We start from the raw sequence: 19,296 nt of genomic DNA, 5'->3' as shown, positions 1-19,296 counted from the left end.
ATACATTGATTTAAAACAGCGCGCCACCTTACCGGTAACCGGCATTCTGCTCGAATTTGGCTCCTGTATTGGCATCGATCACCTTCTGCGGAATAGGCCAGTAACGGTTGAAATCCTGGATGGTGGAGCCTGACGACGGGCCATTCGGGACAGAGGGCACTGAATTGTACTTACGCACCCTGTCCACGAGCCTGCCCATGCGTATGAGCGTGCGCAGGCGGGGCTCCTCTACTACCAGCTCGCGCGAGCGCTCGTCGAGGATAAAGTCTTCGGTCACGTCGGCAGCGGTAATAAGTCTGGCTTTCGCGCGGGCGCGGACAGCGTTCAGGTCCGCGGCGGCCATGGCTTTATCCCCCTTCCTGAAATAGGCTTCGGCACGCAGCAGGTATGTTTCTGCCACCCGCATCCGGCTGAAATCCTTCACCGAATTGCCGCTCAGGTTGTTGTTACCCATCGGCGTCCCCTCGATTTTCCGGATGTATGGATAATATTGCCGCAGCGTATCGAGCACGAACTTGGTCTGCGTCCCGTCGGACTTGATGGTATAGAGCTGGCCGTCCGCCCCCCTCCTGGTCAGGATCGGCCTGCCGAAATACTCCTTGTCCGCCGCATTGTTGTAATAATAGGTCCTGCGGATGTTATGGACCGAATTGCGGATATCTTTCGGGTCCAGCTTCCAGATGTCGTACTTGATGTAGTTGGTCGGCGAATTGACGCCAATACCCCGTCCAAGGCTGTCGGAGGGCAAATTGGCCGTGCCGTTGGGCGACTGGATTTTATCATACTCCGGCCCCCAGTAGCGAATGCTGATATTGGCCAGCGTAGCAGTGGAGTAACCGCCGGGTGTGAAGTTCTCGAATTGCCAGGCCCACATCACCTCTTTGTTCCCGGAAGACTTGTTGATCTGCCCGTCGGCGAAAATGTCCGAAAATACATCGCCCGGCCGCGCGCTTGCTTTGCCGAACCGCTGGGTCATGAGCTGGTAATCGCCGGCTTCCTTACTGATCACTTTTGTGGCTGCTGCAATGGATTTATCAAAGTAGGAATCATCTTTCTTTTCCATACCTAATGAAATATAAACCTCACTCAGCAAGTGAAAAGCCGCCGCGCGGGGGATTCTCCCGTCAGGCACCTCCATGTCCAGCAAAGCCGAAGCCGCTTCCAGATCCTGCGCGACGAATTCCAGCACCTCCACACGTGCGTTGCGCACGAAATCGAACTTCGGCTCCACGATCCGTTCTTTCACGATAGGCACCCCACCGTACACGTTCGCCAGGAAGTTGTAGGTGTAAGCCCTGAAAAACAACGCCTGCCCTTTGATATTGGCGCGGGCGGCTTCCCCTATTTTCAGTCCGGGATCGTCTATATTGTCCAGGATCAGGTTCGCCCGGACGATCATCTGCTTAAACGCCCAATCCCAGTAAATGATCGTTGCTTCGAGGTTGGAATTCAGGAGGCTGTAATCCTTGTTGCCGCGTGAATCGTTCCGGCCCCATTGGCTTTGGTCGGTACCTACGGTCATGTATTCAAAGTTGTTGGACGCAATGCTGTGCTCCTGCCTGGCTCCTTCGTACAGCGACACCACCGCGGCATCGTAGCCTGCCTCGTTGGTGAGCAGGTTTTCGGGGCTGAAACGGTCCAGCGGCACTTCGTCCAGGTATGACTCCTCGCAGGCGGTCGTCAGTCCGAGCGCGCACAGGGTGAGCAAAAAAGTAATGTATCTTTTCATAATCGGTCAGGTTTAGAAAGAAATGTTGAGGCCTGCAATGAAGGTTTTGAGCAAAGGGCCATTGTCGCCCGGGCCCCGGCCGCCGCCGCCGAATTCCGGGTCCCAGCCCTTCCATTTGGTCCAGGTCGCCAGATTCTTGGCGCTTACGTACACTTGCAGCGAGCCTATTTTCACTGCTTTCAACAGTTTTTCGGGAATATTATAGGAAAGCGAAACATCTTGCAGGCGCGCAAAACTGCGGCTCTCATAAAAGCCGTAGCCGAGCGGATTCCGGTAGTTGATCCTCGGCCGGGTGTTGATCGGATTCGCCGAGGTCCAGTAAGGAACATCCAGGAAATTGGCCTGATCGTAAAAATTTGTCCCCGGGTTCAGCATATCCATTTTGGAATACCCACCCTGGCGGATGTTGAATGCCGCCGACAAACTCAGCCCCTTGTAGCTCCACACATTGGTTACACCCAGATTAAACTTCGGCTGCGCATTGCTGATCACCGCCCGGTCCTGCGGAGTGATCTTTCCATCCGGCACGCCGTCCGGACCGCTGATGTCTTTGAAACGAATGTCGCCCGGCTTTGCACCCGGAATCAGGCTCAGGTCGTCGCCCTCCTGGAAAATCCCGTCGAAAACGTAATCGTAATTACTCAGGAGCGGATGGCCGATAAACCAGCCGCTGGCAATATCGTCGTCTTCGCGGCCATCGTTGTTCACGTCGCGGCCGGTCAGTTTCACGATTTTATTCCGGTTAAATGAAAAGGCAATGCTGGTGTTCCAGGCAAATCCCCCGCGTTGGATATTGGTAGTTTTCAAATCGATTTCCAGACCGCGGTTTTTGGTCTGGCCCACATTCCGCAGGAACTCCTCGAACCCGTTGGTATTGGGAATAGCCTGTTTGAGCAGCAGGTCATACGTCCGGGTCCAGTAGTAGTTCACCGACGCGCTGACCCTGCTGTTGAATGCCTGCATATCGGCCCCGATATTCGTGCTTTCGGAGGTTTCCCAACCCAGGTTCGGATTAGCGAGGCTGCTGGGGCTCAATCCTACCGATGTGCTGCCGCCGTCGCCGAACACATAGTTCTTTTGCTCTACCTGGCTCAGCGAGGAATATTCAGCCACACCGCGGTTGCCGTTCCGTCCCCAGGAAGCACGTAATTTCAAAAAGTTTATTTCCTTTAAATCGCGCATAAACGCCTCCTCTGTGACATTCCAGCTCAATGCAGCGGCCGGAAACACCCCAAACTTGTTTCCCGCCCCGAAGGCTGAAAAACCGTCCCGGCGAATGCTCACCGTGGCGAGGTATTTGCCCGCAACCGAGTACCCTAGCCTGGCCATGCTCGAAAGCTGGCGGTTTTTAATGGCCCCGGCGTCGATATTAAACCCCTCGCCTATTTCCAATGCATTGTAGCCTAATGCGTCGTTGAAAATGTTCTGGCTGGAAAGCAGTGAAAACTCTTCCTTCTGTTCGTAGGCACCGTAAAGCAAAGTCACGTCGAGGCTCTGGCGGGCAGTGATCTGCTGTTTGTAGCTGACGATGTTTTCTACCGTAATATTCTGCTTTTCGCCGTGTCGCTTCGAACCCGAGCCAAGCCGGTTCAGTGGCTCGTACGAGGGGTTGTACTTGAATTCTTTGGAATCGGTGCGGGTGTAGGCGGCATTCAGCTTGTAGGAAAGGCCCTTCCAGATACGTACGTCGGCGAAACCATTGGCAAACAATGCATTGGTGATCGACTTCCGGTCATTCAGCGCGTAGCCGATCAGCGGGTTGGAAACCAGGCCGATGTCCTGCGGCAACGGGCGTGGCGACTTGCCGTCGGCCAGAAAAAGGCTGGCATAGGGGCTCAGATAAGTGGTTGCCACGAGGTCGGCGCGCACACCCGAGTCGTCCCGCGAGGTGAAGCCCGAGTTTACACCCAGTTTCAGCCAGTCGGTAGCATCCACCGACAGGTTCAGCCTGCTGGAAATCCGGCTGAAATTGTCCCCTTTCACCGGCGACTTCGCTTTGAGGTACCCGCCGGAGAAGAAATAGCTCGTCCGGTCGGTCTTGCCGGACACGCTCAGTTCGTAATTCGACATCGGCGCCGATTGTTTGATTTCTTCAAAAGGCTTAATCGACCGCCCGGCGGCCATGTTTTCCAGCTCCACCGGCTGAAACGGCACCGCTCCGCCATCGGCGATTTCGGCATCCTTGCGGGCCGCCAGGTACTGCTCCGCGTTCAGCAGTTTGGGTAAAAATGCATAATCCGAAGCGCCCGCATAGGTATTGAATGAAAACACCGGCTTGCCCGATTTGCCCCGCTTGGTCGTGATCTCGATCACCCCATTCGCGGCCAGGGAGCCATAAATGGCCGTCGAACTGGCATCTTTCAGCACGTCGATCGACTCGATATCGCTCGGATTGATGTCGGCCAGGCTGCCGCCGGCGTAGATAATGCCGTCCAGGACAATGAGCGGCGACGTACTTCCGGAAATGGAGTTGGTACCCCGGATTTTGATATCACCCGCCCGACCGGGCCGACCGTTATCGGTCACCTGTACGCCGGCCGTCGTGCCCCGTAACATCTGGGATGCATTGGTATTGGGTTGAAGCCTCGTTTGCTCCACATTCACGCTCGCGATGGCACCGGTGAGGTCACGCTTTTTGACGGTTCCATAACCTACCACCACCACTTCTTCCAGGGCCTTGGTATCGGGTTTTAAAACGACAGTCACCTGCGTACGTGAACCGATTTCCACCTCCTGCGGCAGGTACCCCACGAAAGAAAACACGAGAAAACCAGCCTCCTGCGGTATTTCCAGGCCGAATTTACCATCCACGTCCGTCACCGTTCCCGATTGCGTGCCTTTTACCACCACACTCACGCCCGGCAGCCCGGCTCCGGCATCGTCGGTCACCGTCCCCTCCACCCGGCGCTCCTGCGCTCGCACAGGCGAGGTACCGGGGCTCAGCAGAGGCGCTATGCTTCCGGATTTTTGCTCCGGTTCCGCCCGGGAAAGGATAATCTGCCTTCCCGCCACCACGTAGCGCACCTGCACGGGTTTCAGGATCAGGTCCAGCACCTCGCCCAGGCTGCGGTTGTCGGCATTTAATGTCACCCGCTGCTGAACGGGCACTACCTGCGGGCTGTACGAGAACTTGATCTCGGCCTGTTTCTCGATCAGGTGCAGCACCGATTTAAGGCTTTTTCCTTGAACGGTGATGGATATACTTCGGTTAAGTAACTCCTGTCCCACGGCACTTCGGGCCCAGGAAAGATGGATCATTCCAAGCACCAGCAACACGGGTCCTATGGTGCTCCTCATGCATTTGAATGCATAATGTGCGGCAAGGTTTTTCATAGAAAATAGTTTAGCTGTCCCGCAGCAAGGCGGGATATTTGAAATACACTAAGATTCACAAGTTACCGGCACTCGCCCCCATGAATGACTACCTGGCCGTCGAGCTTCTGGTAGTCGGCATTGATGGTCGTACAAATGACGCGGAGCTTCTCTTCAAAAGTTTCGGTTTTAAGCGAAGCGCTGAGCTCGCAATTTTTTAACTGCTCCTTGTTGTACAAAATGGAAATGCCATACGCCCCTTCCAGATCGCGGATAACCTCGCTTACCGGCACGGCATCATATTCGAACAAAGGCATTTGGCGGGCCGTACCGATCACTTTCGGCTCCGGGACGATCGATTTGCTGAACTCCTCGGCTTGCCGCGAGAACACCGCCTGCTGATTAGGCAGCAATAGCAAGCCCCTCGCCGACTTCGACTTACCCTTCTCAACAACGCCATCGTCCTTTGAAACCGACACCTGACCGGACGAGACATTCACCAATACCCTGGCCTCCGCATCGAACGCCCGCACCGTAAACTGCGTACCCAGCACACGGGTCACCACCTCATTGGCATACACCAGGAAAGGCTTCCGAACGTCACGGGTGACTTGGAAATCAGCCTCTCCGGAGAGGTAAACTTCCCTTGCCGCGGCGTGGAAAGAGGGTTGGAAGCTGATCCTGCTGCCCGGAGCGAGTTTCACCACGGAGCTGTCGGGGAGAACGATCGTCTCGACGGCATTGCTTTGGTTCACGCGCTCCGTATATGCGCCGCGCACCTCAGCCACGCGGGTGGTGTAGTAGCTTTTAGCGCCTTGCGTGCCCAGCCACGAGTAAGCAAATAACCCGCTTAAAATGAGCAACACCGCCGCTGCAACCCAACGCGAATAACCGATGCGACGCACCGGCGTGTGCTGCCGATGATTCGTTTCCCTGATCCTGGCCAGGAGGGCTTCGATCGCCTCGTCGGAAATGACGTGTTCGGCATATTGGCTAAGTCCCTGCCGGATCGATTCCAGCAAATACACTGCCCTGTTCCATTCTGCCAGGTTGGGCGGGTTGCCGGCTAGCCACGCCTCCCACAGCTGCGCCGTTTCCGGAGTAGGCTCCAACTGATGGCTGACGAAGTCGTCCGAGAGCAGAAAATCGGCTGTGACGTAATTATCCAGTGAATGGTCCAAGGTACATTGCTTTGTGCTGGTTCATACATAGATGACGGAACCGGCAAATAGTACTCAGTTTAACCCAAAAAAATATTAAAAAAGTGAATAACGGGGAGAACAATCCAGCCCCGGAGCTTCTCGATAGCCCGAAATACGAGGTTTTTGGCCGATTGGGTATTCATTTGCAGGATCTCGCCGATCTGGCTGTAATTCAGGTTTTCGATAAAACGCAGCTTGATCGCCTCCTGCTGGCGTTGCGGCAGCTTGGCGATCAGCACATTGAGCTTGTCTTGCCGCGACACGGCCATATCGAGCTCTTCCAGAATTTCGAAATCGTCGGGATCGAATATTTCCGCATCGATTTCCGACAGCGGGGTGTAGGGCCGCTCCTTCCGTTCCAGCAAATGGATAATGCGGGTTTTCAGTGCTTTGAGCAGGTAATATTTCACATGCACCGGCACCGAAAGCCGCTCGCGTTTCATCCACATTTCTGTAAAAACATCATGGATACAGTCCATCACAAAGGCGTCGGACGCAGCCACCAGACTGGATCCGTAACGGTACATATCCTTGATATAGAGACGATAAAGCTTTGTATAAGCTTCTTCATCGCCATCCTGAAACATCTTCCAGAGCTCTTGTTCGGTTAATTCGGGCAACGCGGATGGTCGGGTTAGTTAAAAGGTCGGAAGCCGGCAGGTACCAACCTGCCAGTCCGCATTAAGAGACGCCGGATCGGCCTATTTACTCTGAAAGGTAGCCGCCGCATCCGCGCGGCTTTTATTTTAACTAAAGTGAAAATCTTGTCGGACAGGTTATCCGTAATTTGTGGTGTTTTTGCCGTCACATCCATCGGGCGATGCCGAAACGAAGCTTTATTACCCAATCAACCGTTCATGTTATGTCAGATAAAAACGAGATCATCGCACGACATTTAAGGAAGTTCGAAGCATTGACGGATAAGGATATTGCCGATAGCCAGCCGTTTTGGAAGCCAAGAAAGATCCTGAAAGGCGATTTTTTTAATATGCAAAGCATGGTTTGCAACGACCTCGGCCTGGTGGTGAAAGGGATTTTCAGGATCTATTACCGTGATCCGCAGACGGACAGGGATAAGAACCTGTTCTTTTTTTCGGAAAACCAGTTTGTGGTGTCGTTCAGAAGCTTCATTTCCCGCAATCCGTGCTGGTATTTCATAGAGGCCATGGAGGATTCGGAAATTGTATTTATTTCCTACAAAGACCTGAATGGCCTCTACGAAACGAATCCCAACTGGGGAAAATTTGGAAGGCTGCTGGCAGAACTTTTCTTCTCTTACGCGCAGACCCGCGCCGAAGAGTTTATGTTTTTTTCCAACGAGGAGCGCTATCTGAGGCTATTGGAAGAGCATCCCAACATCATCGAGCGGATTCCCGCATACCATATTTCATCGTACCTTGGCATTACCAATCCTTCGCTCAGCCGTATCCGGAAACGCGTAAAAAGGTGATGGACGGCGACGTACATCCGTTTAACCGGCGACCACATCCCTGGAAGTTCTCGCGAGGCGAAACGCCGATAGCAAATAGTAAAATGCCCCGAATGCAGCATAACCAGCCAGACTGGTGATACCCATTGTGGGATCGTGCGCAAGCGCGATGAAAGAAATGCCGCCGGCCACCGACTGCCCTCCGCTGATAATCATCGGCCATTGTCCACCCAGCGATTTCCTGCGCCGCAGCCCGAGTACGAGCTGGATCGCCCCGGTCAGGATCGCCCACAGGCCGAAAACTACCAACGTTTCAGGAATACCTCTGCGCAGCGCGATGCCTACGGCGATCGTGGTGATGACGCTGATCACCGCATTCACATACTGAGGCGTCTTTGAAACGCTATTGCGGTTGGCGCGGATATCCAGGATTGTACCTAGCACATCCCACGCCGGGTAGGCGATCAGCAGGATGGCGGCAATACCGGCAGATGATTTGGCAAAAAGTACAACAAGTGTTACCCAGCTCAGCGAAAAGGCTGCACGGATAAAATAGAGGTTGCGCAATGACCTGGCAGTGGACTGGCTATTGGTAATTGCCCGGGAATGAATTGGAGCTGACATCATTTTGATTTTAAGTTTTTTGTTGCTCCAAAATTGCGCAGCTGGGTCAAGTAAAATTTTCACCTAAGTTAAAATGCAGGAAACTTTCCGGTTATCGCTTCGCAATGACGGGATCGACCGTGTAAGCACTGCCCCGTTGTTCTCTCCGGATATTGTAGACAAAGCGCTTTTCGTCGATCGTCAGAATGACCTTCGCGGTATCGCCTATCACCGGCGAAACATCGAAATACCTTCTGTACTGTTCGTGGCTCGTAAATTCCTGGTAGACAATCTTATCACGATAATCCGCGATCTCTATTTTGTATCTCAGGCTTTCGGGGTTATTGACCGCCAGCCGCACTTTCCCGGCAGAATTGATGGTAACATGGAACTGATAGGAGGCTTTAATCACCTCTCCTTCATGCATTTCCGTTGTAAGAGGCTGGGCGGCCCTAACGGGCTCGGCGGGCATTTCCTCGGTTTTCAGCCGTGTGATAACGAGTTGATGAGCCGTAATAGCAGCCAGCAGTTTGTTAAGACGCCGTTGATTTCGTTTGTTTTGCCTGATCCATTTCTCCGGAACATCCTCCTCGTAAAGCAGGACCTGATCCTTACCAAAGAACTGAACCCGCGTATTACGCGACCTGGCATCCGTCAATACCCGCCATTGCGGGCCGGATGAATCGGCGTCTGCCCTCAGATCAGCCTGAGGAGCAGATTGTGCATACGCTCCCAAAGACAGGGATTGAAGGAGCAGGGCTGAAAGAAATAAGTTTCGCATGGCGTTGTCGGTGAGCTGGTTGAACTGTGTACGGGATTCCGGAAGCGAATAAGCGCAACATTTCCATAGCAAATCGGGATTTTAGACGTACGACGTAGTCCGGCGGCTACACCACAAAAAACGGCACGGAAGTACAGCAAAAGGGCCTATCTGCACCTCAACCAGGCCCGGGATACGTTCAGGAGGCAAATCCTGTCGTTGGGCGAAAGAATGACCGCCGGAACCTTTGAATCTTTAATTTTAGGTTTCGAAGATCCAAATCCGAAATAATGATCCGCGTCTCTGCTGTCAAAATACCCAAAGAGCTATGGGCGCAATGCCTTTTCTGGCTATGCTTTTTCCTTTTTGAGTGGCTCAATACCGGGGCTTACCTGGACAATTTCCAGCAAAGCCTCTGCCAGATCAGCGTGCAGCTGCCGTTGCTGATCATCGCGGGCTACTGGCATTTGCTGGTTACCGTACGCCGCTTCCTGCTGTACGGGCGCATGACGGCATTCTGGATTTCGCTGCTTGCAGGGCTGTTTGTCTTCGGCGTACTCCGCCGCGTCGTCAGTTACAAATGGATTTACCCGCTCTACTACCCGTTCGCCCTGGAAAAGCCCTTCTGGTATGCGCCGAAAATCCTGGCCGAGGCCATGCAGCTGCATCTGGTAGTAGCGCTTTTTGTGGTGGTCGACCTGATCAGGCATGCGCTCCGCCAGCAGCAGCTGAGCGAGACCTACCGGCGCGAAAAGGTTTCGGCGGAATACCAGTTGCTGCAATCCCAGGTGCAGCCGCATTTTTTGTTCAATACCCTCAACAACCTCACGTCCGTCTCCATTCAGCAGCCCGACAAGATGCCCAACCTGTTACAGCGCCTGGCAGGGTTACTAAGCTACCAATTGCATGAGAGTCATCGCGATAAGGTGCCGTTATCAAAAGAAATTGCCTATTTAAAAGATTATATTTCGCTTGAACAGATCCGGTACGGCGACCGGCTGGACATTCAGATGAATTTCAACTACCTCGCGGGTACCACGCACGTGATGGTGCCGCCCATGCTGCTGCTGCCGTTTGTGGAGAATGCATTTAAACATGGCGCAGCGCAGACGGAAGGGCCATGCTGGATACAGATCAACCTGTCGCTCAACGACAAACGACTGATTTTTTCGGTCGAAAATTCGGTGCAGACTGACGCCCCGGTGCCATTTCGGTCGGGATTGGGGCTTACCAATCTGAAAAAGCGGCTGGAAATCCTTTTTGCCGGAAACTATGAGCTTGTAACAATGCCCGAGGAAGGGCAGTTTTTAGCAGTTTTAAAATTCAATATCAACTAATGGCGATACGATGTTTTGTGCTTGACGACGAGCCCCTGGCTACCGACCTGATGCAGGATTACATCGGCAGGCTGCCCGACCTCGAACTGGTGGGCGTTTGCAACAGCCCTACCAAAGGCTTGCAAATGCTCCAACAGCTGCAAGTCGACGTCGTTTTCCTGGATATCCAAATGCCCCGGCTCACCGGTTTCGACCTGCTTCGGCCGCTTGGATACAGGCCGAAGGTCATATTCACGACAGCGTTCCGGGAATATGCATTGGAAAGCTATGAGTTTGATGTGCTCGATTTTCTCGTCAAACCCATCTCGTTCGAACGGTTTCTGCAATCGGTGGGTAAAATCTACCGGTTTTCACCGAATCCGGCCGCGCCGCAGGAACTACCGCAGGCTGTTACCCCGGTGCGGGAATACCAGTATTTCAAAGTCGATAAGGAAATGGTGAAACTGTTTCTCGATGAAATTCTGTGGATTGAAAGCCTGAAAGATTACGTGCGGCTGCACACACGTTCCGGGCCGCTGGTATCGTATTTAAGGATCAGTTACCTGGAAGAAAAGCTTCCGCCCGACCGGTTTATCCGCATTCACAAATCATTCATTATCTCGCTCGACCACATTCAGGCAATCAGCGCAAACTATATCCGGATTAACAACCAGGAGATCCCGATCGGCCGGATTTACAAGGCCAGGCTGGACAAGCAGCTGCAAAATACCACCGATCCGGGGGCGATTTAGGTTCAGTCTCCATTCCTATACATGGCTGCGATGCCGGCTCCGCCTGCGCCCGGTAATATTGGTAAGCATACCCGTAATCTGTATAAGCACCTTCCCGAAAAATGGTTTGAAATTTGTGTCATTGAGTCGAACACTCACAGTCACATTTGAAAGCATTGATCGACATGAAAACGAGAAAATTAGGGAATAGCGGATTGGAAGTGTCTGCGCTGGGCTTTGGTTGTATGGGTTTAAATTTCTCATACGGTCACAGCATTGATAAGAACGAGTCCATCTCCTTGCTGCGGGCCGCCGTTGAGAAGGGCGTGACGTTTTTTGACACCGCGGAAGTGTACGGTCCGTATACCAACGAAGAAATTGTAGGAGAGGCATTGGCGCCCATACGCGGGCAGGTGGTGATTGCAACGAAATTTGGTTTCAATATTCAGGACGGAAAAATGGCAGGCGTGAACAGCCGTCCCGAGCAAATCCGAAAAGCGGTCGAGGGAAGCCTGAAACGGCTGGGTACCGATTACATCGACCTTTTGTACCAGCACCGTGTAGATCCAAACGTTCCCATCGAAGATGTCGCCGGGGCAGTTAAAGAATTGATTGCCGAGGGAAAAGTGAAATACTTCGGTCTGTCGGAGGCTGGCGCAAACACCATTCGAAAAGCACACGCCGTACAGCCGGTTTCAGCATTGCAAAACGAGTACTCGCTCTGGTTCCGAAAACCGGAAGAAGAGATCATTCCTTTACTGCAAGACCTGGGCATTGGCCTCGTTCCTTACAGCCCGCTTGGCAAGGGCTTTCTTACGGGCGCGTTTAATGAACAAACAGAACTGGCAGCCAACGATTTCCGCCAGAACTCGCCTCGTTTCAATGCGGAGGCCCGGAAAGCCAACCTTGCATTTGTAGATCTGCTCAAAGATTTCGCCCAAGCGAACGGCGCTTCGCCGGCGCAAATCGCTTTGGCGTGGCTGCTGGGCCAAAAGCCCTGGATTTCGCCGATCCCAGGCACCACCAAGCTGCACCGGCTGGAAGAGAATATCGGAGCCGCCTCCGTGGACCTATCACCGGAAGATGTGCGCGCCATTACCGAAGCAGCGGATAAACTGCACGTTGTCGGCGGCCGGTATGTGGAGAGTATCGAGAAAACGACCGGATTGTAATTACGTCGCCTTAAAAGAGAAACAGCCCGCAAGCTTCCTGCTTACGGGCCGTTTTGTTTCGCTGTCAAATCGCCTTGTCCAACTCGGGCTTGAATGGCTGGTTGTAGAACCGGCGCCCTTTGTTTTTGTATAACGCGTTGGCCACCGCACCGAATACCGGCGGGAATGGCGGCTCTCCCAAACCCGTCGGGTCTATGTCATTTTGTACGAAATGCACTTCGATCTTCTTCGGAGCTTCGTTATGGCGGATAAGCCGGTAGTTATCGAAATTGGTTTGCTGGGCGGCACTGTCCTTGTGGGTAAGCGCACCGTAAAATGCATTCCCTATACCGTCCACCACGGCGCCTTGTACCATATTCGTGGCTGCTTCGGGGTTTATCACGATCCCGCAGTCCATCGCGCTGAAAACACGCTCCACGTAGGGCTGGCCGTCGCGGGTAACGATATCTACGATGTGGGCGGCGTAGGAGTTGTGGCAGAAATAGGCGGCCACACCTCGGCTGTACTTTTCGCTGCCCGGCTTGCCCCACCCCGATTTGTCACGGACCAGTTCCAGAACGCCTGCGTAGCGGTCGGCATCGTAATCATTGTTTTTGCCCACAGGGTTTTCTTTGGCTTTTTTCAAGAGCTCCAATCTGAACTGGATCGGATCCTTACCCATTGCTTCGGCCACTTCGTCCAGGAAAGATTGCTCGGCAGCCGCATTGAAATTCGATCGCGGCGCACGGAAAGCGCCGATGGTCACATTGGACGGAATCTGCCAGCCTTCGGCCAGGTAGTTGTCGACCGCACCTGCCGGGAAGCGGTTCGCGTGGATCGGGTGCTCGGGGACGCCTCCGCCTTTCACATGAAACCCGATCAGTTTTTTGTTAGCATCGAGCGCCGCGCGATAAGTGGCCGTATACATGGGCCGGTAAATGCCGTAGGTCATGTCGTCTTCCCGGGTGTATATCAACTTCACCGGCGCCTTCACTTTCCTCGAAATCAAAGCTGCTTCGGAAAGGTAATGGTTATAAGCCCTGCGGCCGAAGCCACCGCCCATGCGAGTCATTTGTATTTCAATTTTCTCGGGGGGCAGGTTCAGCAGTTTGCTGATCGTCGGCTCGATCCAGCCGGGAGATTGCAGCGGCCCCACCAGGAGCGCCTTTTCGTCGGTCACATGGGCGAAGTAATTCATTGGCTCCATGCAGTTGTGCGCCAGGAACGGTGCCGTGTACGTACGCTCGATCACCTGTGCGGCATTTTTAAAAGCGCTTTCCGGATCGCCGTCTTTGCGCAGCTCCTGGGCCGGCTTTTTGGCATATTCGGCCATCTGCGCCATTTGGGTCTGCGAGCTTTCCAGGGCGCCGGGGACGGTCACGATCCGTTTTCCATCCCGTCCGGCCATGGTGTCCTTCACTTCCCCGGCGGGCTCCCATTGAGCCACCAGCTTTTTGCGGGCGTTCATCACCTCCCAGGTGCTCTTGCCCACAATCACCAGCAAGTCATTGAAAGTACGGGTATCGAAACCCGCCTGCTCAAAACCTTCTTCATACAATTTCAGGCTGAAAACATCCTTAATACCCGGCATCTTCAACGCTTCCGCAGCATCGAAGGATTTCAGTTTCATTCCAAATCCCGGCGGGTGCTGGATCATCGCGATCAGCATACCTTCCATGCGGTAATCCAAACCGAAAAGCGGCTTGCCCGTAACCACTTTCAGTCCTTCCACATTCTTTTTGGATTTGCGGACGATCGTAAAATCCTTCGGTGATTTCAGCACCAGGTCTTTCGGAACGGGCAGCGTCGCCGCCTTGGCGGCCATCTGGCCATATTTGGCCGTTTTTCCGCTGGAATGCGAGAGCACACCCGCTTTGGTAGTCACCTCTCCTACCGGCACATTCCACGTTTGCGCTGCCGCCTCGCGGAGCATTTGTCGCGCAGCCGCACCGGCCTCCCTCAGCGGTTTCCAGTACATCCGCACCGAGTTGCTTCCCCCGGAAAACTGCGGGCCCAGCTTCACATTATCGTGCGGCCCCATTTCGACCGTCACATTTTTCCAGTCGGCATCCAGCTCCTCGGCCACGATCATCGGCAGCGAGGTCATCACATTCTGGCCAAATTCGGGATTCGGACAAACGAGTTTGATCCGGTTGTCCGCCGTAATCTGAATGTAGCCGTTGAGCTCCGCCCACTGGTCCGGCAAGTTGAGCGCTTCGGCTTTGTCGGCCGATTTGAAGCTCGACAGAAAGCTCACCGTCAGCATCATTCCACCGCCCGACAGCAGGGATGCTTTCAGGAACGAGCGCCTGTCCAACGCATTTTTATCATTGTTCATGGTCAATTTCTTTTGCAGGTTCGGGTAGTGATTTACTTCTTAGCCGCAGACTTAACGGCTTCCTTGATCTTCACATAAGTGCCGCAGCGACAAATATTGCCGCTCATCTGGGCTTCGATTTCCTCGTCGGATGGGTTCGGATTGCGTTTCAGCAATGCAGCGGCGGTCATGATCTGTCCCGCCTGGCAATAGCCGCATTGGGCCACGTCGTGTTCGAGCCAGGCCTTCTGCACGGGATGTTCCGCTTTTTCCGATAATCCCTCGATGGTCGTGATGGGCGATTTTCCCACCGCCGACACCGGAAGCTGGCACGAACGGACCGCATTACCCTCCAAATGGATCGTACAAGCGCCGCATTGCGCGATGCCGCAACCATATTTGGTACCGGGAAGGTCCAGATGGTCGCGCAATACCCAGAGCATCGGCGTGGCCGGATCCACGTCCACAGTCCTGGGTTTTCCGTTAATTTTCAGATTGAATGTCGCCACAGTATTGATGTTTTCAATTGGTAAAAGCGTTCCTATGAAATGTAAATGAAGCAAAAAAGCACACATTAAACCGCTATTTTCGACAAGATGCACCAAATCCCTCCCGAACGTATCCTGAGGGAAATATATGCCGTTCGTCGAAGAATTCGGACGTTGACCGAAAAGGAGAGTAATGGATTACCCGGGATACCGGAAGCTGGCAATATCGGGAGAGTCAAATAGAATATAGAAAGACATTTGTATTCCTCAGGTAACTTAACTACATTATGTTTGAAATAGTCATGCCCGAGGAATGAAAAAGTACATGTGTTTGATGGCGCTGTTAGCTAGCGGCCTTGCCAAGGCTCAGATCATGATCAATGCGGATGGAACGCATTCGATTGTTCAGTCCACCGGTGGGGGAAACGCCGTGATCGTCAATTCGAATGGTACTCATTCTGTTCTGCAGTCCACCGGCAATGGATCCGGAATTGTTGTCAATCCGAACGGAACCCATTCCGTGGTGCAATCTACCGGCGGGGGAAATGCGGTTGTTATTAATTCCAATGGTACTCACTCCGTACTTCAAGGCACCGGCGCCGGTAATGGCATATTGGTTGACCCGAAAGGAGCGCACTCGATTTTTCAGTCTGCGGACAAAAACGATGTTCTTACTTCTGACGCAGATAACCGGCAGGCCGATGCAAATCCGGGCGATCAGCAGCGCGACGCTCCTCGTTCAGAACTGAGAACAGTGAGTCCTTATCCCTGGAAGAAGAAAAATTGAGTGAATTAAGGTACCTGCTGCATAAAAATATTCGATTTGAGCCTGATGAGCTCGCCCAGCAGCGAGGTGGCTGGTACCGTTATGTTTCCCGACCGCCGAGCCAAGCGCGCAATTTCGAGATTCATTGAATCGATTTCGGTTTCCCGCCTGTTTAAAATGTCCTGGTAGGTGGATATCTTCTGTCCGTCGGACATTTCGCTGATGCTCAAAATATTCTGAACTATTTCCTCCTCCGTCAAGCGAATCCCGTGTTCCCGCGCGACGATAAGGCATTCGCGGATTACCTGCTTTCCTACTTCCAGGACGGCTGCGTTTCGTCGGAACACTCCATTGTCCACTTCCAAAAGCGGACAAATCGAGTTGAATACACAATTGGAAATGACCTTTTTCCAAATAAAAGGCTGTATATCGGGCTCTGCCCTGAACGAGAAAGTGCTCGTATTCAGCTGGGTTACAATATTGGGCAGCATCTCTTCGGAACCGGCGATTATCCCTATGGGCGAGGCCGCCACCAACCGGAACCGCACGCTGTTTTCACCGGCCGCCTGGCTCGTCGCCATGAGCACGCAGCGGTACAAGTTCTCAAAGCCCATATCCGAAAAACAGCTCTCTACATGCAGTCCATTTTGCAGGAACACAATGGGCGAGTGCTTTGCCTTCGCGTGCAGCTTTCGAGCAACCTGCTCATTTCCAAATGATTTATTGGTTAAAACAATCAGGCCATCGAGTTTTTCGTAGCTGTTAATCGAGCTGATTTCAATGTGGGCGCTCAGCCGCTCTTCGCCCGTATCCACTTCGACAAGTTCACGGGATGTTCCTGTGTTATCCACCGAGCCGCGGAGAATGGTTACGCTTCGGCCGTTGATCGCCAATGCCACAGCCAGCGCTTTGGCAATCACGCCGTTACCGATGATATGAATTGTGTTAATCTCCGAAGCGTCAAAACCATTGCCTGTCTCCATAGCTAATCTATTTCAAATCAAAACATTACCTGATTTACCCAACCGACGTTCTGCGCGAAGCCAATGCACGGATCTGCTTTTCGAGCAGATTGAACACAAGCCCGGCCATGATGAATACACAGGCTATCAGCTTCCAGGACGACAATTCTTCACCCAGGAAAAACGCGGCACTCAAAAGTCCCACGACTGGAACCAGCAACGTAAATGGCGTAACCACGGCGGTCGGATAGGTATTGAGCAGGAATCCCCAAATGCCGTAACCCACGAACGAGGATAGGTAAACGATGTAAAGCACTGCAATGATCGTCTCGGCAGTCAACCCGCGAATGGAATGCATAATCAGCTCGGGCCCTTCAAAAATGTAAGATACCGTCAACATCACCGGAGTCGCGACCAGACTTCCCCATGCAACCAGCGCTACGGGCGACTTTGCCGCGATTTTCTTGGAGAAAATGTTGCCGGTTGCCCAGGAAAGTGCCGACAGCAAGGTTAATGCAAGCCCGATGAACGTCGTGTTTCCATCCACATGGCTGGCAACGATACCAATGCCGATGAACGAGATCAGTGCACCGAAAACCTTCCAAACGCTCGGCACGTCGCCGAAAATCAATGCGGCTAACCCGATGGAGAAAAATACCTGCACCTGAATGACCAGTGACGACAAACCTGCCGGAAGCCCGAGATACATTCCTCCGAAGAGCAGACCGAACTGGATTGCGAATGTGAAGATGCCGTAGCCCACGATCAGCTTAAATGGCGCCTTGGGCCTGGGCAGGAAAAACACCCACGGCAAGGCCGTTAACGCGAACCGCGCTGTGCATAAGAGGATTGGCGGTAATTTTTCCAAGCCAATGTGAATGGCGATGAAATTCAGGCCCCAGGCAATGACCGTAACCAGGGCGAGCAAGAGATGCTTGGGTTTCAAAATCGAACTGCTGTTAGTGTTTACTGCTTTACATGCAAAGTACCACAACAGAATGCAGTGATAATAGATATAGTTTTTTGTTTTTTTAGGGGTACAGATTTACAGGGCTTGTTTTACTATGCTGCCGAGCCGCTTGATATCATTCTCCAATGAGTCGTCCCAGGGAAGCGCGAAGTTCAGGCGCATGCAGTTGTTGAAGTTGCTGTTTTGGGAAAACATACTTCCCGGTGCGAAGCTCAGCTTCTGGCTGAGGGCCGTCTGGTAGAGCTCGGCTGTGTCCAGGCGCTTGTCCAGTTCCAGCCAAAGAAAGAACCCGCCCTGCGGCTGGGATATTTTGGTGTTTTCGGGAAAATAATCTTCGATTGCCTGCTGAAATTTGAGACAGTTGGTGTGCAGCGTATGCCGCAAAGTCCTCAAATGATGATCATAACCGCCGTGTTCCATGAAATCGGCAATAACCTCCTGGAACAAGGAAGGCAATGTGACGGTTTGCACCAGTTTCTGACGAATAATTTTATCCTTGAACTGACCGGGCGCGATCCACCCAACCCGGTAACCAGGCGCGACCGTCTTGGATACGCCCCCGCACCACATGACAATACCCGCCTCATCAAATACCTTAAACGGTTTCGGGCGTGTACCACTGAAAAACAGGTTGCCGAACAGATCGTCGTCGATCAGCGGGATGTTGTGATGCGTAAGGAGCTTCACTACCTCTTTCTTGTTCTCGTCGGGTACAAGGCTTCCCAGCGGATTATTGAAATTCGCCGTGAAGCAGCATACATCAATTTTATGGATAACCTTTTTCAATGCATCGATCTCGATGCCCGTAAGCGGGTGCGTGGGCAGCTCGATCACATGCAGGCCCATCGACTTCGCCAGTTGCAGGATGCCGAAGTACACAGGGCTTTCCGTGGCAATGGTATCCCCCGGCTGCGTCGTCGCCAGCAGGCATTGGTAAATGGCGTTGGTTGTTCCGGTGGTAGTGACAATATCGTCTTCGGTCAGGCTTCCATCGAAAATGAGCGACCACTTGGCGATATTCCTTCTCAAACTCGTACTCCCTTGTGCGGGCTCGAAATCCATTCCGCTGCCTTCGAGCTGGCGCATTGCCTTGATAATGCCTTTGTTCAGCTTGGCAATGGGCAGCAATTTGTTGTCCGGAATGCCCAGTGAAAACTGCCTGATGCTCTTATCCCTTAATATATCAAATACGCTGCTGATCAAATCCTCCGAGTTCTTCCCCTTTTCAGGTGAAATAAGCTTACTCACCGACGGAAGCGCCAACTTTCGCTGGGATGTTTTACTCACGAAGTAGCCTGATTTCGGCCGTGACTCCACCAGCGATTTACTTTCGAGTTCGGCAAAAGCCTGAATCGCCGTATTTAAACTTACCCCGTATATCTGCTGAATGGATCGAATAGAAGGAAGCTTATCCCCGATCCTCAGTGTTTCGGACAGGATTTGATCCTCGATGATCTTTGCAATTTTCCGATACAGGATTTCTCTTCGCATGTTTAGCCCGGTCTGTACCCTGCAAAGGTATCAGAATTTAAGCTGTACCTGCGAATTTCGCCCAGGAAA

16 protein-coding genes are annotated in these 19,296 nt (G+C 52.9%); 5 read left to right on the top strand and 11 right to left on the bottom strand.

Annotation, left to right across the window (positions count from 1 at the left end):
• Positions 1-28: 28 nt before the first annotated feature.
• The 4 genes from CLV60_RS07890 to CLV60_RS07875 form a co-directional block, all read right to left on the bottom strand.
• Positions 29-1,729, bottom strand: a complete 1,701-nt coding sequence (locus CLV60_RS07890) for a RagB/SusD family nutrient uptake outer membrane protein (protein WP_106594820.1) — start codon at positions 1,727-1,729, stop codon at positions 29-31.
• 12 nt (positions 1,730-1,741) lie between these two features.
• The gene (locus CLV60_RS07885) at positions 1,742-5,062 is read right to left on the bottom strand and encodes a TonB-dependent receptor (RefSeq protein WP_106594819.1); all 3,321 of its coding nucleotides are present in this window, start codon (positions 5,060-5,062) and stop codon (positions 1,742-1,744) included.
• A gap of 62 nt (positions 5,063-5,124) precedes the next feature.
• Positions 5,125-6,222, bottom strand: a complete 1,098-nt coding sequence (locus CLV60_RS07880; protein ID WP_106594818.1) for a FecR family protein — start codon at positions 6,220-6,222, stop codon at positions 5,125-5,127.
• A gap of 59 nt (positions 6,223-6,281) precedes the next feature.
• On the bottom strand, positions 6,282-6,863 hold the full coding sequence (locus CLV60_RS07875; protein ID WP_106594817.1) for an RNA polymerase sigma factor: 582 nt from the start codon (positions 6,861-6,863) through the stop codon (positions 6,282-6,284).
• A 242-nt stretch (positions 6,864-7,105) separates the two neighbouring features.
• Here CLV60_RS07875 and CLV60_RS07870 point away from each other — a divergent pair, with 242 nt between their 5' ends.
• The gene (locus CLV60_RS07870; RefSeq protein ID WP_106594816.1) at positions 7,106-7,693 is read left to right on the top strand and encodes a Crp/Fnr family transcriptional regulator; all 588 of its coding nucleotides are present in this window, start codon (positions 7,106-7,108) and stop codon (positions 7,691-7,693) included.
• Positions 7,694-7,714: 21 nt separating this feature from the next.
• Here the strand turns inward: CLV60_RS07870 and CLV60_RS07865 are convergent, their stop codons facing one another.
• Together CLV60_RS07865 and CLV60_RS07860 are read right to left on the bottom strand one after the other, a co-directional pair.
• Positions 7,715-8,299, bottom strand: a complete 585-nt coding sequence (locus CLV60_RS07865; protein ID WP_229210867.1) for a hypothetical protein — start codon at positions 8,297-8,299, stop codon at positions 7,715-7,717.
• A gap of 88 nt (positions 8,300-8,387) precedes the next feature.
• On the bottom strand, positions 8,388-9,056 hold the full coding sequence (locus tag CLV60_RS07860; protein ID WP_106594815.1) for a hypothetical protein: 669 nt from the start codon (positions 9,054-9,056) through the stop codon (positions 8,388-8,390).
• Between the two features lie 269 nt (positions 9,057-9,325).
• Between CLV60_RS07860 and CLV60_RS07855 the strand changes: the two genes are divergently transcribed.
• The 3 genes from CLV60_RS07855 (at position 9,326) to CLV60_RS07845 (ending at position 12,254) form a co-directional block, all read left to right on the top strand.
• Entirely contained in the window at positions 9,326-10,372 is a 1,047-nt protein-coding gene (locus tag CLV60_RS07855; RefSeq protein WP_106594814.1) for a sensor histidine kinase, read from the top strand.
• Positions 10,372-11,103: a LytR/AlgR family response regulator transcription factor gene (locus CLV60_RS07850; protein ID WP_106594813.1), complete on the top strand. Its 732-nt coding sequence runs from the start codon at positions 10,372-10,374 to the stop codon at positions 11,101-11,103. The genes CLV60_RS07855 and CLV60_RS07850 overlap by 1 nt, the downstream gene beginning before the upstream one ends.
• Before the next feature lie 164 nt (positions 11,104-11,267).
• Complete coding sequence (locus tag CLV60_RS07845; protein ID WP_106594964.1) at positions 11,268-12,254, top strand: aldo/keto reductase; 987 nt, start codon at positions 11,268-11,270, stop codon at positions 12,252-12,254.
• Between the two features lie 64 nt (positions 12,255-12,318).
• Here CLV60_RS07845 and CLV60_RS07840 read toward each other — a convergent pair whose 3' ends face one another.
• Positions 12,319-14,571, bottom strand: coding sequence for a xanthine dehydrogenase family protein molybdopterin-binding subunit (locus CLV60_RS07840; RefSeq protein ID WP_106594812.1), 2,253 nt, complete (start codon positions 14,569-14,571; stop codon positions 12,319-12,321).
• Positions 14,572-14,603: 32 nt separating this feature from the next.
• Positions 14,604-15,059, bottom strand: a complete 456-nt coding sequence (locus CLV60_RS07835; protein ID WP_106594963.1) for a (2Fe-2S)-binding protein — start codon at positions 15,057-15,059, stop codon at positions 14,604-14,606.
• Positions 15,060-15,351: 292 nt separating this feature from the next.
• Here CLV60_RS07835 and CLV60_RS07830 point away from each other — a divergent pair, with 292 nt between their 5' ends.
• Positions 15,352-15,825, top strand: coding sequence for a hypothetical protein (locus CLV60_RS07830; protein ID WP_146151530.1), 474 nt, complete (start codon positions 15,352-15,354; stop codon positions 15,823-15,825).
• A gap of 5 nt (positions 15,826-15,830) precedes the next feature.
• Here the strand turns inward: CLV60_RS07830 and CLV60_RS07825 are convergent, their stop codons facing one another.
• The 3 genes from CLV60_RS07825 to CLV60_RS07815 form a co-directional block, all read right to left on the bottom strand.
• Positions 15,831-16,787: a ketopantoate reductase family protein gene (locus tag CLV60_RS07825; protein WP_229210866.1), complete on the bottom strand. Its 957-nt coding sequence runs from the start codon at positions 16,785-16,787 to the stop codon at positions 15,831-15,833.
• A gap of 34 nt (positions 16,788-16,821) precedes the next feature.
• Entirely contained in the window at positions 16,822-17,712 is an 891-nt protein-coding gene (locus CLV60_RS07820; RefSeq protein ID WP_146151529.1) for an EamA family transporter, read from the bottom strand.
• Between the two features lie 99 nt (positions 17,713-17,811).
• Positions 17,812-19,227 carry an aminotransferase-like domain-containing protein gene (locus CLV60_RS07815; protein WP_106594809.1) on the bottom strand — a complete coding sequence of 472 codons (1,416 nt, stop codon included), beginning with the start codon at positions 19,225-19,227 and terminating at the stop codon, positions 17,812-17,814.
• Between the last annotated feature and the right edge of the window lie 69 nt (positions 19,228-19,296).

Source organism: Dyadobacter jiangsuensis, assembly GCF_003014695.1.
Classification (GTDB): domain Bacteria; phylum Bacteroidota; class Bacteroidia; order Cytophagales; family Spirosomataceae; genus Dyadobacter; species Dyadobacter jiangsuensis.
The sequence above is the reverse complement of the archived record's forward strand: the minus strand, read 5'-3'. Positions and strand labels throughout refer to the sequence as shown.

Bases quoted from the DNA above. Each gene is read 5' to 3' on its own strand.
- CLV60_RS07890 (WP_106594820.1), bottom strand. From the start codon at position 1,729: ATGAAAAGATACATTACTTTTTTGCTCACCCTGTGCGCGCTCGGACTG.
- CLV60_RS07885 (WP_106594819.1), bottom strand. From the start codon at position 5,062: ATGAAAAACCTTGCCGCACATTATGCATTCAAATGCATGAGGAGCACC.
- CLV60_RS07870 (WP_106594816.1), top strand. From the start codon at position 7,106: ATGTCAGATAAAAACGAGATCATCGCACGACATTTAAGGAAGTTCGAA.
- CLV60_RS07865 (WP_229210867.1), bottom strand. From the start codon at position 8,299: ATGATGTCAGCTCCAATTCATTCCCGGGCAATTACCAATAGCCAGTCC.
- CLV60_RS07860 (WP_106594815.1), bottom strand. From the start codon at position 9,056: ATGCGAAACTTATTTCTTTCAGCCCTGCTCCTTCAATCCCTGTCTTTG.
- CLV60_RS07855 (WP_106594814.1), top strand. From the start codon at position 9,326: ATGATCCGCGTCTCTGCTGTCAAAATACCCAAAGAGCTATGGGCGCAA.
- CLV60_RS07850 (WP_106594813.1), top strand. From the start codon at position 10,372: ATGGCGATACGATGTTTTGTGCTTGACGACGAGCCCCTGGCTACCGAC.
- CLV60_RS07845 (WP_106594964.1), top strand. From the start codon at position 11,268: ATGAAAACGAGAAAATTAGGGAATAGCGGATTGGAAGTGTCTGCGCTG.
- CLV60_RS07840 (WP_106594812.1), bottom strand. From the start codon at position 14,571: ATGAACAATGATAAAAATGCGTTGGACAGGCGCTCGTTCCTGAAAGCA.
- CLV60_RS07830 (WP_146151530.1), top strand. From the start codon at position 15,352: ATGAAAAAGTACATGTGTTTGATGGCGCTGTTAGCTAGCGGCCTTGCC.
- CLV60_RS07825 (WP_229210866.1), bottom strand. From the start codon at position 16,787: ATGGAGACAGGCAATGGTTTTGACGCTTCGGAGATTAACACAATTCAT.
- CLV60_RS07815 (WP_106594809.1), bottom strand. From the start codon at position 19,227: ATGCGAAGAGAAATCCTGTATCGGAAAATTGCAAAGATCATCGAGGAT.